Here is a 14,124-nt window from a genome sequence, read left to right on the forward strand (position 1 = left end):
CAGACGTCCAGCCAGCAACAAACGGACTGTGTGTCCGAAGCGAGCCGTTGGCGGAACCGGCCGGAGCGGGTTCCAATCCGCCGTAGTGGTAGGCCGACACGCGCGCTTGGCTACTACAGTGGTCTCACGGTGCCGAGCTCATCATCGAACCAAGCATGATGACGGTGAGATCGGGCCGCCGGCGCAGCAGTCGAGGGAGTGGGAATGTTCGAGAGGTTCACCGACCGCGCGAGGCGGGTGGTTGTCCTGGCCCAGGAAGAGGCCCGGATGCTCAACCACAACTACATCGGCACCGAACACATCCTCCTGGGTCTGATCCACGAGGGTGAGGGTGTCGCCGCCAAGGCGCTTGAGTCGCTGGGCATTGCGCTGGAGGGCGTCCGCCAGCAGGTCGAGGAGATCATCGGCCAGGGGCAGCAGGCCCCGAGCGGGCACATCCCCTTCACGCCGCGTGCCAAGAAGGTGCTGGAGCTGTCGCTGCGCGAGGCGCTGCAGCTCGGCCACAACTACATCGGCACGGAGCACATCCTGCTCGGCCTCATCCGCGAGGGTGAGGGCGTGGCGGCGCAGGTGCTCGTCAAGCTCGGCGCGGACCTCAACCGGGTTCGTCAGCAGGTGCTGCAGCTGCTGTCCGGCTACCAGGGCAAGGAGCCGGCCGAGGCAGGCAGCGGCCGTGGCGAAGGCACCCCGTCGTCGTCGCTCGTGCTCGACCAGTTCGGCCGCAACCTCACCGCGTCCGCGCGGGAGGGCAAGCTGGACCCGGTCATCGGGCGCAGCAAGGAAATCGAGCGCGTCATGCAGGTGCTGTCGCGCCGTACCAAGAACAACCCGGTCCTGATCGGCGAGCCGGGCGTCGGCAAGACGGCCGTCGTCGAGGGACTGGCGCAGAACATCGTCAAGGGCGAGGTGCCCGAGACGCTCAAGGACAAGCAGCTCTACACGCTGGACCTGGGCTCGCTGGTCGCGGGCTCCCGGTACCGCGGTGACTTCGAAGAGCGGCTGAAGAAGGTCCTCAAGGAGATCAAGACCCGCGGCGACATCATCCTGTTCATCGACGAGCTGCACACGCTGGTCGGTGCGGGTGCCGCCGAGGGTGCGATCGACGCGGCGAGCATCCTCAAGCCGATGCTGGCTCGTGGTGAGCTGCAGACGATCGGCGCGACCACGCTCGAGGAGTACCGCAAGTACATCGAGAAGGACGCCGCGCTGGAGCGCCGCTTCCAGCCGATCCAGGTCGGTGAGCCGTCGCTCGAGCACACCATCGAGATCCTCAAGGGCCTGCGCGACCGGTACGAGGCGCACCACCGCGTCTCGATCACCGACTCGGCCCTGGTCGCCGCGGCGACGCTGGCCGACCGGTACATCAACGACCGGTACCTGCCGGACAAGGCGATCGACCTGATCGACGAGGCCGGCGCCCGCATGCGGATCCGCCGCATGACCGCGCCGCCGGACCTGCGCGAGTTCGACGAGAAGATCGCGGACGTGCGCCGCGAGAAGGAGTCGGCCATCGACGCGCAGGACTTCGAGCGGGCCGCGCGCCTGCGCGACGAGGAGAAGACGCTCCTCGGCCAGAAGTCCGAGCGGGAGAAGCAGTGGAAGGACGGCGACCTGGACGTCGTCGCCGAGGTCGACGACGAGCAGATCGCCGAGGTTCTCGCCAACTGGACCGGTATCCCGGTGTTCAAGCTCACCGAGGAGGAGACCACGCGCCTGCTCCGCATGGAGGAGGAGCTGCACAAGCGGATCATCGGCCAGGAGGACGCGGTCAAGGCCGTGTCGCAGGCCATCCGCCGTACGCGGGCAGGCCTGAAGGACCCGAAGCGCCCGTCCGGCTCGTTCATCTTCGCCGGCCCGTCCGGTGTCGGTAAGACCGAGCTGTCCAAGGCGCTGGCGAACTTCCTGTTCGGTGAGGACGACGCGCTCATCCAGATCGACATGGGTGAGTTCCACGATCGCTACACCGCCTCGCGGCTGTTCGGCGCCCCTCCGGGCTACGTCGGCTACGAGGAGGGCGGCCAGCTCACCGAGAAGGTGCGCCGCAAGCCGTTCTCGGTGGTCCTGTTCGACGAGATCGAGAAGGCCCACCAGGAGATCTACAACACGCTGCTGCAGGTGTTGGAGGACGGCCGGCTCACCGACGGTCAGGGTCGCACGGTCGACTTCAAGAACACGGTGCTGATCTTCACCTCGAACCTGGGCACGCAGGACATCTCCAAGTCCGTGAGCCTCGGCTTCTCTTCGGGTAACGACGAGGGATCTCGTTACGAGAAGATGAAGCAGAAGGTCAACGAGGAGATGAAGAAGCACTTCCGGCCTGAGTTCCTCAACCGGATCGACGACATCATCGTCTTCCACCAGCTCACGCAGGACCAGATCATCGAGATGGTGGACCTGATGGTGACGCGGGTCGAGGGTCAGCTCAAGGCGAAGGACATGGAGATCGAGCTCACCGACCGCGCCAAGGCCCTGCTGGCCAAGCGTGGCTTCGACCCGGTGCTCGGTGCCCGTCCGCTGCGCCGGACCATCCAGCGGGAGATCGAGGACCAGCTGTCCGAGAAGATCCTGTTCGGCGAGGTGCAGCCTGGCCAGATCATCATCGTGGACGTCGACGGCTGGGAGATCGGCGACGAGCGCGACGACAAGGCCAAGTTCACCTTCCGTGGCGAGGCCAAGCCGGTCAGCGTTCCGGACGCTCCGCCGGTGAGCATCGCCGCCGCCGGTGGCGAGGACTCCGGCGAGTCCGAGCAGGAGTAGGCCACCGCTCAACGACAAGCGCCCCCGCATTCGGCATCGAACGCGGGGGTGCTTGTCGTATCCGCTACCGGAATTCGTGCGCGTGCGCGCGAGCCCAGCCGGCGAACGTGGTGGCGGGCTGTCCGGTGATCTCCTCGACGGCGTTGTTGGCGTACATGGGTTCCTCGTCGAACATGGCCAGCACGTTGTCGACGAACCACTCGGCGTTCTCGCCCATCGCGGGGCGGAGGTGGTCGAGCGTCTCCTCCCGTGAGGCCGTGAGGAACGGAATGTCCCGGCCGAGCGCGGCGCCGATGTGGGCCACCTGCTGTGCGCGGGTGAGCGTCTCCGGACCCGTCAGCAGGTGCGCCTTGCCCTGGACGGCGGTGTCGAGCAGGGCGGTCGCGGCGACCGAGGCGATGTCGTCCATGGCGATCGGCGAGCTCGCGGCCTGCGGATACGGCTCGTGGACGGCCCCGGTGCGCCGGATCTGGTCGGCCCAGACGAGCGAGTTTTCCATGAAGTCGCCGGGCCACAGGTGTGTCCACGGGATGCCGGAGTTCTCCACGGCACGGGTGACGTCGCCCCACCACGTCTCGGGCTCACCGGAGAGGTCGACGACGTGCTCCACTCCGGCCTCGCGGGCGAGCCGCAGCACCTCGGCGACCGTTTCCGGCGTCGGCGCGAGGTACATGCCGGACACGCCGTCGAACACCCCGGGCAAGGTGTCCACGCGGCGGAGGTAGCCCGTGACCACCTCGACCGTCGGGGGCAGCGCCGCCCGGTCCGGGTCGATGGTGAGTGCGCGCACGGCGGTGGCGCCGCGTTCCAGCAGGTGATCGACGACCTTGCGGCCGATGTTCCCGGTCGCTGCGGTCACCAGAATGGTCATCCGTTTGCCCTTCCCCGTCGGCGGTCGAACCGGTGATGGTGCCACCGGGCCGAACGGGCGGGCAACGGAATCAGCCGGACAACCGGGCGTCGATGCGGGAAAGGGCGTCCAGCGCGCCGAGCGGGAGTGAGACGCCGCGGCCGTGCCGGACCTCGGGCTCACGCGGGTTGATGCGCACGAGAGCTCCGTTGGCCGCGCTGGCGAGCTCGGCCTGCCTGCGCACGGTCGGCACGGCGAGGCCCGCACCGAGTTCGACGACCACGAGGTCGGGATGCTCCCGTCGCCAGGCTCGCAGCTCGTCCAGCTGACGTTCGGTGCGTGTGCCCAGCCAGTCGAAGTCGCCGAACATCAAGATGTTCGGCCGCGCCAGGCCGCCGCAGTGAGGGCAGGCGGGCAGCGGCGGCACCGCGCGCATGGTGGCTTCGTCCACCGACACGGTCACGTCGTCGGCGGGCCAGATGTCGTCGCCGCAGCGTTCGAGGCACTGCAGGTGGTGGATCGAGCCGTGGACCTCGGCGACGTGAGGGAAGCCGGCACGCTGGAACTGTCCGTCCACATTGGACGTGAACACCCGGACCCCGCCGGATTTCGCGTCGCCCCAGCGGCGAAGAATCGCGAACCCGTCGTGGGGCCGGGTGCGGCGGTAGAGCTCGAGCCGGTGGCCGTAGAAGCCCCAGGCCAGCTCCGGGTCGGCCGCGAAGTGCACCGGATCGGCCACTTCCACGAAGCTCAGGCCGAGTCGCGCGTACGGCGGGTAGGCCCGCCAGAAGCCCTCGTCCCCGCGGAAGTCGGGCAGGCCGGAGTCGACGCCCATCCCTGCGCCCGCGCAGACCAGCAGCGCCCCGGCCGAGGAGATCAGCTCGGCGGCACGGTCGAGCTCCGCCGTCACTGAGCCTTCGGGCCCGAGCTCTGCACGACCTCGAACTCCAGCAGGCTCGCGCCGCTGGCCACCGGCTTCGCCCGCTCGCCGGAGTGGGCTTCCTTCGCCGGGCCCTGCGCCCACGCCTGGAAGTGCTCCTCCGACTCCCACTTCGTGTAGACGAAGTACCGGTTGTCACCGGAGACGGGACGCAGCAGCTCGAAACCTAGGAATCCGGGCTGCGAGTCGACGGCGTGCAATCGCGCGGCGAAGCGCTTCTCCAGCTCGGGGCCGGCGCCCTCGGGAACCTCGATCGCGTTGATCTTCACAACAGCCATGCCTCGAGCCTAGCCGTGATTATGAGGGCGGCCGTTCGGGTGCCCGATCCTCACGTCCGTGCGCGTTCGTCGCGCCGCCACCGCTCCGGCGTGATGCCGTAGCGGGCGCGGAAGCGGCGGACGAGGTAGGTGGCGTCGCGCAGACCGGTGCGGGCGGCCACCACGCCGAGTGGCAGGTCGGTCTCGCGCAGCATCCGCCGGACCTCGGTCATGCGCCGCTCGGTGATCCATTCGAGCAGCGGTCGGCCGGTGCGCTTGCGGACCAGGGTCGTGAGGTGGCCCGGGGTGTAGCCGAGCGCGCGGGCGACATCGCCGGCGGAGACGGGCTCGCGAAACGTCGCCTCGATCTCGTCGAAGACCCGCTCCACGAGGGGATTCGGGGCGCTCGGCGCCGAGGGCGCCAGCCGCGCGGCCGCCACGAGGATCCGCGTGAGCAGCCCGGCGACGGCCTCGCGAGCTCCCAGACGTCCCGGGTCGGCGAGCTCGTCGGCCAGCTCCGCCAGCCAGCTCGACCAGCGTGCCCGCTCCGCCTCGGCCACCAGACCGCGCCCCGCGCCGGGCGCGAACAGGGCGAGCAACGGATGGTGCTCCCACGCCAGGGGGGAGACGGAGGCCAGGGCGGGAACGGCGTCCGGGGTGAACGCGACCGACCACGCGTGGCAGTGGCCCGGCTCTGCGATGTCCGCGGCGTCGACGACCTGCCCCGGTCGCAGAGCGTGGACCTCTCCCGTGCGAAGTGCGCGCTCGGCGCCGTCGATCGCGACCGAGCCACCGCCCTGCTCGACGTACAGCAGGACGAGGAAGTCGTGGGCGTGCCGGCGATTCGGGGGCAGGTCGGCGTGGTCGGTGTCGGGGTCGAAGCGCATCACCGACACCGGCGGCAGACCCGGGCGTTGCCGGTAGCGGTAGACCGGCGTCCCGTCGGGCCGTACGGTTCGCAGGCTCGAGGCGGGTCCCGGCGAGTACTCGACCGAAGAATGTCCCATGACGACCGACTTTCGTCCTGCCCACACACCGCAGGATGTCCAACGCTGGAAGGTGACAACACCACGTTTACCACGCCGCCACCCAGGGAGCAGCCATGACCGCAGCCGACGTCCGAATCATCGACCACCGCACCCCCGACGAGCGGGACCGCCCGTTCCTGCCCGGCATGGGAAAGACCTGGCTCCTTCCGTTGTACGACGTCTTCACCCGGCTCGGAGGCATTCGCGCGCTGCACGCGCGGGCGATCGAGCTGGCCCGGATCGAGCCCCGGCAGGCCGTCGTCGACGTCGGCTGCGGCACCGGCAACTTGTCGTTCGTCGCGCTCGCCGCGCAGCCCACCGCTCAGGTCACCGGACTCGATCCGGACAGGGACGCCCTGCGCCGCGCCGCCCGCAAGGCGCGCCGCCGAGGTGTGTCCCTCACCCTCGTCCAGGGCTACGCCGACCGGATTCCGGGCGAGGACGGCTCGCTCGACCACGTGATTTCGTCACTGGCGCTGCACCACGTCGACGACGACGGGCGAGTCGCGTTCGCGCGCGATGCACTCCGCGCCCTCCGCCCCGGAGGGACGGTGACCGTCGCCGACTTCGGTGGCCCGGCGCAGGGTGCCGAGAACACGCCCCACGCCGGGCACGGCCCCGCCCACACTCTGCGGCACCTGACCGCCCGCCTGCGCAACCGCGCCGCGCAACACCCGGCCGTGGCCCGCAACCACGGCGACGGCATCATCGCGCTGCTCACCGGTGCCGGATTCGGCGACGCTCGCGAACTCGACCACGTCGACCACCGGTTCGGGCGGATTTCCTTCGTGCAGGCCACCCGCCCCTAGGGCGTCGGTGGCGGCTACAGCGGACCAGGGTGGAGGTACTCGTCGGCAGGCCGCTCGGTGGCGTGGAACCACGCCTGGAAGAAGCCGCGGAGGTCCTGGCCGGCGATGCGGGCGACGAACTGCTCGAACTGCGGCCACGAGGCGTTGCCCTCGGCGTGCGCCGCGGGCCACTCCCGCAGCACCCGGTTGAATGCGTCGTCGCCGATCTGCCTGCGCAGCGCATGAAGGGCCAGCGGCCCCTTGTCATAGACTCCGCCGAACTCGTTGCCCGCGCCCATGTCGTAGAGCCGTTCCGACCAGAAATCCTCGTCGCCGCGCAGCTCGTCGACGGCGCGGCGGTAACGGGCGTCGAGGTCGTCGCCGTTCCTGCCCTCCGCCCAGAGCCATTCCGCGTAGCTGGCGAGGCACTCGTTGAGGCAGATGTCGGCCCACGAGGCGACCGAGACCTCGTTGCCGTACCACTGGTGGGCCAGCTCGTGCACGATCGTGGTGAAGTCGGCGCTGCCGTCGTAGGTCGGCCTGCCCTGGGTCTCCAGTGCGTAGCCGACCTCCGCGGCGAGGTAGATGCCGCCGGTCGTGGATGCCGGGTAGTCGCCGAACTTCGTGGCCAGGAAGTCGATGATCTCGCCGACCCGCTGGGCACCGGGCCGGATGTCCTCGGAGCCGGGGGCGTAGGCGTCCAGCACGGGAGTGCCGTCGGCGAGGGTGCGGCGCTCGACGGTGAACCGATCGATCGCGACCGTCGTGAGGTAGCCTGCGACCGGCTCCGGCTCCACCCACCGCGTGGTCGTCCAGCCGCCGCCGGTGGACGAACCCTCCTCCCGGCCGATCGACACCGCCGTCCAACCGCGCGGCACCTGTGCGTTGAGCCGGAAGGTCGCCTTGTCGCGGGGATGGTCGTTCGTCGGATACCAGTACGACGCCGAGTGCGGCTCGCCGAGCACGAAGGCCCCGCCGGAGGGCGTGCGCTGCCAGCCGTTGCCGCCCAGGTCTTCGCTGGACTGCCCCGGCACACCGTGGTAGCGCACGCGCACGGTGAACGGCTCGCCACGCGGCAGCGGCTGCGGCGGCGTCACCACCAGCTCGTGCCGGCCGGACCGGTCGAACTCGGCACGTCGGCCGCCCACCTGGACCGATTCGACGGTGAGCCCGCGCAGATCCAGGTTGAAGCGGCTGAGCGCCTGGGTGGCCCGCGCCGTCACGGTGGTGTCGCCGTCGAGTCGTCCCGACGCGGGGTCGTAGCGGATCGAGACCTCGTAGCCGGTCGCGTCGTAACCCCCGTTGCCGGATTGCGGGTAGTAGGCGTCCCCGATACCTCCGGCGCCGGGGGTGGCCTGCTCCGTGGTCGGCGGGGACGGCGCCGCCTGCGTCGGTCGCGACGTCGGTGCCGGTGGCTCCTGGCCACCGGTGCACGCGGCTAGGGTGCACACGAGACCGCCGATGAGGCAGGTCCGGGCCCGGCTGTTCACCATGGATGGAGCGTAGATGCAGCACGGTGAGGGCGCCGTTGACTTCGGTGGCGAGGGAACGCCGATCGTCCTGCTGCACGGCCTCATGGGCCGCGCCACCACGTGGTGGCGGGTGGCGCGCTGGCTCACCGCGTACGGCCACGTGGTCGGCCTCGACGCCCGTGGGCACGGCCGCGCCCGCCGCGAGGGACCGTGGCACACCGAGGCGTTCGCGGCGGACGTCGCCGAGTTCCTGGACCGGCTGGACGAGGGACCCGCCATCGTGATCGGGCATTCCATGGGCGGCCTGCACGCGCTCGTGCTGGCGGCGAGCAGGCCGGAGCTGGTGCGCGCGGTCGTCGTCGAGGACATCGCTCCGGACCAGCGGGGCCGCACCGTCGAGCCGTGGCGGGGGCATTTCGAGTCGTGGCCGGTGCCGTTCGCCTCGCTGGCCCATGTCCGCGAGTTCTTCGGCAGCACGGGCGACTACTTCGTGGAGTGCTTCGAGGAACGCGTCGACGGCTACCACCTCATCGCCGAGCTGGCCGACCTCTATGAGATCGCCGCCGAGTGGGGCCGCCGCGACTACTGGTCCTATGTGGACAAGGTCAAGTGCCCGCTGCTGGTCGTGGAGGCCGGGGACACGGCGATGCCGCCGGGCCAGCAGGCAGAGCTGGCCCGCCGGGTCCCGGGCGGCGGCAAGCACATCGTCGTCGACGGCGCGGGGCACGTCGTGCACGACGACGCCCCCGACACCTACCGGGGCGCGGTCGAGGCGTTCCTGTCGGAGGTGCTCGGCCGGTAGCCGCGCTGTGGGTCAGCCCGCCAGCCGCGCCTTGAGTTCCTGCCGCTCGGCCCCTGAACCGGCGAGCAACGGCCAAATGTCGGCGCCGAGGAAGCCGCGCTCGTCGGCGTGGGCAGAGCCGTAACACGTCGCCTCGGGAACACCGTGCGCCCGCGCGAACTCCGCGACCGCGTCCCTCGTGGCGGGCCCGAACACGCCGTCCGTCGCGACGTTCACGCCGCGGGCACGCAACAGCCGTTGCGCGGTCCGGACCTTCTCGCCGGTGTCACCCGGCCTCAGCAACGGCCATTCGCGCGGCTGCACGGCCTCGACACCGAGTTCCGCGGCCACGGCCTCGCGCAGTTCGGGCAGCCGCGCGTAGAGCACGTCGCCCGGGCACTGTGTGGAGTTGAAGTCCCGGTGGCCCTTGATGAAGTCCGTCGTGATGCCGTACTGGTCGGCCATGTAGGCGACGAGCCGCACCAGCGAGTCCCACAACATCTGCGGGACGTCCTCTTCGGTGTAGAGGCCCTCGTTCTCGATGCCGATGACCTCGCTGTTGTGGTTGCCGACGTTCGCGCCCATGACGTGCTGGGTGCCGCCGCGCAGGACGTCCAGGCTGCGGTGCCTGCCCTCGGTGATGTAGCCGCCGCGGCTGTTGGTGAACTGCTGGCCCGAGTCGACCCAGCCGTTCGCGTCCATGTGGAAGTCCTGGATGGAGCGTGAGATCTGGAACGCCCGTTCCTTGGAGAAGTCGTCGGTGTTGCCGGGCTCCACGGTGTGGTGCACGACGATATAGGTGGGGGTGTGGTCGAGGACCTCGATGACGCCGTTCGGCGGGCGAGCTCCCCAGTCCGCGGTGGTGTAGATGGGTGGCTCCGCGGCCCGGCGCGGCGCGGCACCTGCCGCATTGGCGGGCAGCGCTGTCAAGGCACCGATCGCGGTGACGGTGAGCCCGCCCTTGAAGAGCGCGCGCCGGTCGAATCCAGGCTGGTCAGCCATGCGAACTCCCTCAGTCGTGGCGAGGGAGACGGTAACCAGAAGTGACGAAGCCTTGTCAATGTTCACCAGGAAGCGCGAAGCGCCCATCTGGGGTTTGTTCGACAAGACCATCCACAAGTAGGGAGTCCAGGCACCGGTCGCGCTGCCCCGCGCGTGCCCAAACGACGTCCAATCGCGACTTCTCGACGGGCTCGTCGGTGCCCCGCAGTACATCCAGGAGCAGCCCGCGCACCTGCCGGTCGGTGCCGGCGAACTTCTGGACCGGCTTCGCGGGGCCGTTGTAGGCGGGCCTGCCCGCGTGCTGCCACGCGCAGTCGGCCGTGATCGGGCAGTCGGCGCACTTCGGCGACCGCGCGGTGCAGACCAGCGCGCCCAGCTCCATCAGTGCCGCCGACAGCCGGGCGGCGCGAGCGTCGTCGTGGGGCAGCAGGGCCTCGACGTCGGCCAGGTCCCGGGTGTTCGACGGCGGGCCGGCGTCGCCCGCCCCGTGCACGGCCCTGGCCACGACCCGCCGCACGTTGGTGTCGACCACCGGCGCCCGCTTGCCGTACGCGAACGCCGCCACCGCCCGCGCCGTATAGGCGCCGATGCCCGGCAGGCCGAGCAGGGTGTCCACGTCGTCCGGGACGACGTCGCCGTGGTCGCGGGCGATGGCTTCGGCCGCGGCGTGCAACCGCAGCGCCCGGCGCGGGTAGCCGAGCTTGCCCCACGCCCGCAGCACCTCGCCCTGGCTCGCCGCCGCCAGCGCGGACGGCCGGGGCCAGCGCGCGAGCCACTCGTGCCAGATCGGTTCGACCCGCGCGACCGGCGTCTGCTGGAGCATGATCTCGCTGACGAGTACGCCCCAGGCGTCACAGTCGGGCCTGCGCCACGGAAGGTCGCGCCCGCACGCGTCGAACCAGTCGATCAGGGTGTCGGCGGTATCGGTGGAGAAGGGCACGCCGCGATTAAAACACCAACGGTCCGGCGTGCCGACCGGTGAGGTGCTCCGGATCGGTCACGCCAGCGCGATCGCCGTGACCCCCGCCAGGACGACGGTCGCGCCGACGATGCGGCGCACCGGGTGCGGTTCGCCGAGCAGGCGCCAGGCGGCGAAGCTGCCGAGCACGATGCTCAGTTCGCGCGCGGGCGCCACCAGGCTGACCGGGGCGAGGCGCATCGCGTACAGCACGCACACGTAGGCCACCGGGGACAGGGCGCCGACCAGCACCACCTTGCCGCGGTGCTCGCGCCACAGGGCACGGGTTGCGCTGCCGCGCATCGCGAACGGCGCGAGCAGGGCGCTCTGCAGCAGCGCGCCGAGGCCGAAATAGATCAGTGGCGGCACTGCGAGCGTGGTCACCGCGAAGGCGTCCCACAGGGTGTAGCCGGCGATGGCGGTGCCGGTGAGCAGGCCGTAGCCGACTCCTGCCCGGCTCGCCAGGGAACCCGCGCCGCCGCCGCTGATCACCAGCACGCCGGCGACGACCGCGAACGCTCCGAGCAGGCCGAGCGGGCCTGGCCGCTCCGCGAGCAGCAGCACGGCGGCGAGCACTGACAGCAGCGGACCGCTGCCCCGGGCCAGCGGGTACACCACCGAGAGGTCGCCGACGGCGTAGCCGCGTTGCAGCACGACACCGTATGCGACGTGCAGCACGGCGGTCACGGCTGCCGCGCCCAGCCATGTCCACTGTGGATGGTATGGGCCGGCGATCAGTTGCCACAGCACGAGGGGCAGCAGGGCGACGGCCGAGACCGTGTAGTAGAGGAAGACGAAGCGCGCGCCGCCGGGGGCGTCCTTGGCGACGAGGTTCCACATCGCGTGCACGACGGCGGCGACGAGGACGAGTGCGAGAGCGGTGCCGTTCACGAGTACCTTTCCGCCCTTCCGCGGGCGCGACAGGGCCAGGTACTCCAGGCTTTTGTCCCGTCATATGAACGCGGTGGCGGTGCCGCCGCGCTGGTGCCGCTCGGACCGGGCCCATCGTCCCTGGTTGTCGTGCTGGCTGTCGTCAAGCTGGCGGGACGGTGGCGGAACCCTAGGCACAGCGCGGCCATGCTAACAGCTCTGCCTTCGTAGCGGGTGTTGCGCGGTCACGGCGGGATTGCATCCCGTCATGACCGGTAGGTGTGGCCGGCCGGGGTGGTGATGTGGAGTTGGCCGGTGTTGGTCAGTTCGAATCGCCAGCCGGGGGTGTGTTTGGTGCGGTGGTGGCGGCGGAACAGCCCGATGAGGTTGCCGGTGTTGGTCTCCCTGTTGCGCTGGTATGGGATGACGTGGTCGAGATCGGTGTAGTGGGCGGGCCGGTGGCAGGTGGGGAAGCGGCATTCCCGGTCGCGGATCGTGACGTGGTCGGCGGTGACGGCGGGCGGGCGGTAGCGGGTGCGGCCGACATCGACAGGCGCCCCGGTGTGCGGGTCGGTGATGATCCGTCGCCAGGTGGAGTTGGGGTCGAAGGCGATGGCCCGCGCGATCGAGGCGGGGACTGGTCCGTGGCCGGCGAGCTCGGCCGGGTTCTCGGCGAGCCCGATCAGGGTGGCGACGTCGATGTGGATGAAGATCTCGGCCTTCGGTGACGCAGGACCGGCGTGGTTGCCCAGCAGAAGGTCGGCGAACACGTCGGCCCGTAGCTGATCCATGGTCCGGCTGTCGCCGGCGTTGCGTAGCGCGCGGGCACACCGGTCGATCCGCGCATACGCGGCGGAGGCCACCTCGGCCGGGAGGTCGGCGGTCAACGTGGCCATCGCATCATCACCGTGCCGCAACTCCACCCGCCGTTCCCGCCGCCGCGCCTCCGCCCGCGCCGCGGCACCCTCCGGATCCACCTTCTGCACCGCACGGTTCACCATTCGCCGAATCGACGAGGCATCCCGCCCCACCAACCGCCCGGAGACCAGCGCATCCACCTCCCGCGCCCGCGAATCAGACAAGACCGCTGTCGGTTCCGACACCTTCGACGCCTTGTACAGATCGATCTCGCCCCGCGACAACGCACCCAACGTTTCGGGAAGCCGCGACACCAAATCCCGCGCCAACCCTATTTTGATCCGGGCCACATTCTCCGAAATCGCCAACCCCAGCGCCACTTCCGACGCCACATCCGCAGCATCGTCCCGCGAAGCCGAATACTCCACCAAAGCCCGCACCTGCAGCGCCTGCAGCCGAGCGATCTCCCGCTCCAGTCGAACGACCTCATCGATAGAACTTTCCCCCATGCCAACGATTCTACCGCGAAATACCGAATCATATGGGTGAAGCCGCAAGCAACGGAACGTGACCAGGAAACCCGTTCCGTGGGGAACTGTCGCTAGCAATCAGATAATGCACGGTGATGTGTGGAGCGGCAGTTTCCCACGGCGCGCCGCAGGCGTGCTTGAAATCCAATAACCCAAGCAGGCCAGGCAACCACAACAATGGCAACCAATAACGTGAACGGCCCACTCGCACCGATCCCGGCCGCCATGATGGCCAGCCGTACCGACCCGCCACCCTGAACCACAGCCACGGCGACGCGAACGGCGAACACGGCAACACAGACGGCCGACACGGCGACCGGAATGGCCGACACGGCGACACAGACCGCAGACACGGCGACGCGAACCGCAGACACGCCGACCCGCCCCGCCGGCCAGCACGGCGACGCACACGCCCGAGCGCCGGCCGCCCCTCGACCCCGGGCCTGCTCCCCGACCTCGGGCCCCTACTTGACCTCGGACACCTGGCCGGTGTGCACGTCGTAGACGAAACCCCGGATGAGGTCGGTGTGCTCGAGGAACGGGCTTGCCTTGGCGCGCCGGATCGACTGCCGCACGCTCGCCTGCACGTCCCGGAACGCCTCGACGGCCCAGGTCGGACGCAGCCCGGTGGCCTCCTCCAGCTCGTCCTTGAACCCGTCCTCGGTGACGGCGTTGAGCCCGCAGTCGGTGTGCTGCATGATCAGCAGCTCGCGCGTGCCGAGCTTGCGCTGGCTCAGCGAGAGGGAGCGGATGGCGTCGTCGGTGACGATGCCGCCCGCGTTGCGCAGGATGTGCGCCTCACCCTCCTGAAGGCCGAACAGCTGGAACACGCGGATGCGGGCGTCCATGCACGTCAGGATGGCGACGTGCTGGGAAGGACGGGGCGACGAGCGGTCGCCGGACACCACGTTGCCGAGTTCGGAGTTGCGCTTGAGCAGGAGGTCGATCGCGGTCATGGCGGTTATCTGACTCCAACCGGGTCGGTGACACAAGTCCTGCGTGATTGTGTCACTCGAGGTTTGAAACCGGACGA

Annotated in this window: 13 protein-coding genes; 3 read left to right on the plus strand and 10 right to left on the minus strand. The window is 70.0% G+C overall.

Annotated features, from left to right (window positions below):
• Positions 1-204: 204 nt before the first annotated feature.
• Positions 205-2,757, plus strand: coding sequence for an ATP-dependent Clp protease ATP-binding subunit (locus ACFSZT_RS07135; protein WP_377392415.1), 2,553 nt, complete (start codon positions 205-207; stop codon positions 2,755-2,757).
• A 64-nt stretch (positions 2,758-2,821) separates the two neighbouring features.
• Here the strand turns inward: ACFSZT_RS07135 and ACFSZT_RS07140 are convergent, their stop codons facing one another.
• From ACFSZT_RS07140 to ACFSZT_RS07155, 4 genes are all read right to left on the minus strand, one after another.
• The gene (locus tag ACFSZT_RS07140) at positions 2,822-3,628 is read right to left on the minus strand and encodes an NAD(P)H-binding protein (RefSeq protein ID WP_377478194.1); all 807 of its coding nucleotides are present in this window, start codon (positions 3,626-3,628) and stop codon (positions 2,822-2,824) included.
• A gap of 70 nt (positions 3,629-3,698) precedes the next feature.
• Positions 3,699-4,517: an SIR2 family NAD-dependent protein deacylase gene (locus ACFSZT_RS07145; protein WP_377392409.1), complete on the minus strand. Its 819-nt coding sequence runs from the start codon at positions 4,515-4,517 to the stop codon at positions 3,699-3,701.
• Positions 4,514-4,825, minus strand: a complete 312-nt coding sequence (locus tag ACFSZT_RS07150; protein ID WP_377392406.1) for an antibiotic biosynthesis monooxygenase family protein — start codon at positions 4,823-4,825, stop codon at positions 4,514-4,516. Before ACFSZT_RS07150 ends, ACFSZT_RS07145 begins: the two co-directional genes overlap by 4 nt.
• 50 nt (positions 4,826-4,875) lie before the next feature.
• Positions 4,876-5,811: an AraC family transcriptional regulator gene (locus ACFSZT_RS07155; protein WP_377392403.1), complete on the minus strand. Its 936-nt coding sequence runs from the start codon at positions 5,809-5,811 to the stop codon at positions 4,876-4,878.
• Between the two features lie 95 nt (positions 5,812-5,906).
• Here ACFSZT_RS07155 and ACFSZT_RS07160 point away from each other — a divergent pair, with 95 nt between their 5' ends.
• Positions 5,907-6,641: a class I SAM-dependent methyltransferase gene (locus tag ACFSZT_RS07160; protein ID WP_377392401.1), complete on the plus strand. Its 735-nt coding sequence runs from the start codon at positions 5,907-5,909 to the stop codon at positions 6,639-6,641.
• A 14-nt stretch (positions 6,642-6,655) separates the two neighbouring features.
• On the opposite strand, the gene ACFSZT_RS07165 is transcribed toward ACFSZT_RS07160, so the two are convergent.
• A complete protein-coding gene (locus tag ACFSZT_RS07165; RefSeq protein WP_377392398.1) occupies positions 6,656-8,113 on the minus strand; it encodes a M1 family metallopeptidase in 1,458 nt (485 codons plus the stop codon).
• A 13-nt stretch (positions 8,114-8,126) separates the two neighbouring features.
• Between ACFSZT_RS07165 and ACFSZT_RS07170 the strand changes: the two genes are divergently transcribed.
• Positions 8,127-8,894 carry an alpha/beta fold hydrolase gene (locus ACFSZT_RS07170; RefSeq protein WP_377392395.1) on the plus strand — a complete coding sequence of 256 codons (768 nt, stop codon included), beginning with the start codon at positions 8,127-8,129 and terminating at the stop codon, positions 8,892-8,894.
• 12 nt (positions 8,895-8,906) lie between these two features.
• Here ACFSZT_RS07170 and ACFSZT_RS07175 read toward each other — a convergent pair whose 3' ends face one another.
• The 5 genes from ACFSZT_RS07175 to ACFSZT_RS07195 form a co-directional block, all read right to left on the minus strand.
• Complete coding sequence (locus tag ACFSZT_RS07175; protein ID WP_377392392.1) at positions 8,907-9,875, minus strand: peptidoglycan recognition protein family protein; 969 nt, start codon at positions 9,873-9,875, stop codon at positions 8,907-8,909.
• Positions 9,876-9,930: 55 nt separating this feature from the next.
• Positions 9,931-10,815: an A/G-specific adenine glycosylase gene (locus ACFSZT_RS07180; RefSeq protein WP_377392390.1), complete on the minus strand. Its 885-nt coding sequence runs from the start codon at positions 10,813-10,815 to the stop codon at positions 9,931-9,933.
• Positions 10,816-10,872: 57 nt separating this feature from the next.
• On the minus strand, positions 10,873-11,724 hold the full coding sequence (locus tag ACFSZT_RS07185; protein WP_377392387.1) for an EamA family transporter: 852 nt from the start codon (positions 11,722-11,724) through the stop codon (positions 10,873-10,875).
• A 245-nt stretch (positions 11,725-11,969) separates the two neighbouring features.
• Positions 11,970-13,070, minus strand: a complete 1,101-nt coding sequence (locus ACFSZT_RS07190) for an HNH endonuclease signature motif containing protein (protein ID WP_377392385.1) — start codon at positions 13,068-13,070, stop codon at positions 11,970-11,972.
• A 485-nt stretch (positions 13,071-13,555) separates the two neighbouring features.
• Positions 13,556-14,047, minus strand: a complete 492-nt coding sequence (locus ACFSZT_RS07195) for a beta-class carbonic anhydrase (protein WP_377392382.1) — start codon at positions 14,045-14,047, stop codon at positions 13,556-13,558.
• Positions 14,048-14,124: the final 77 nt, after the last annotated feature.

This window comes from Prauserella oleivorans (genome assembly GCF_042685745.1).
In the GTDB taxonomy this organism is placed as follows: Bacteria; Actinomycetota; Actinomycetes; order Mycobacteriales; family Pseudonocardiaceae; genus Prauserella_A; species Prauserella_A oleivorans.

Coding starts and splice junctions, on each gene's coding strand:
- ACFSZT_RS07135 (WP_377392415.1), top strand. CDS start 205: ATGTTCGAGAGGTTCACCGACCGCGCGAGGCGGGTGGTTGTCCTGGCC.
- ACFSZT_RS07140 (WP_377478194.1), bottom strand. CDS start 3,628: ATGACCATTCTGGTGACCGCAGCGACCGGGAACATCGGCCGCAAGGTC.
- ACFSZT_RS07150 (WP_377392406.1), bottom strand. CDS start 4,825: ATGGCTGTTGTGAAGATCAACGCGATCGAGGTTCCCGAGGGCGCCGGC.
- ACFSZT_RS07155 (WP_377392403.1), bottom strand. CDS start 5,811: ATGGGACATTCTTCGGTCGAGTACTCGCCGGGACCCGCCTCGAGCCTG.
- ACFSZT_RS07160 (WP_377392401.1), top strand. CDS start 5,907: ATGACCGCAGCCGACGTCCGAATCATCGACCACCGCACCCCCGACGAG.
- ACFSZT_RS07165 (WP_377392398.1), bottom strand. CDS start 8,113: ATGGTGAACAGCCGGGCCCGGACCTGCCTCATCGGCGGTCTCGTGTGC.
- ACFSZT_RS07170 (WP_377392395.1), top strand. CDS start 8,127: ATGCAGCACGGTGAGGGCGCCGTTGACTTCGGTGGCGAGGGAACGCCG.
- ACFSZT_RS07175 (WP_377392392.1), bottom strand. CDS start 9,875: ATGGCTGACCAGCCTGGATTCGACCGGCGCGCGCTCTTCAAGGGCGGG.
- ACFSZT_RS07190 (WP_377392385.1), bottom strand. CDS start 13,070: ATGGGGGAAAGTTCTATCGATGAGGTCGTTCGACTGGAGCGGGAGATC.
- ACFSZT_RS07195 (WP_377392382.1), bottom strand. CDS start 14,047: ATGACCGCGATCGACCTCCTGCTCAAGCGCAACTCCGAACTCGGCAAC.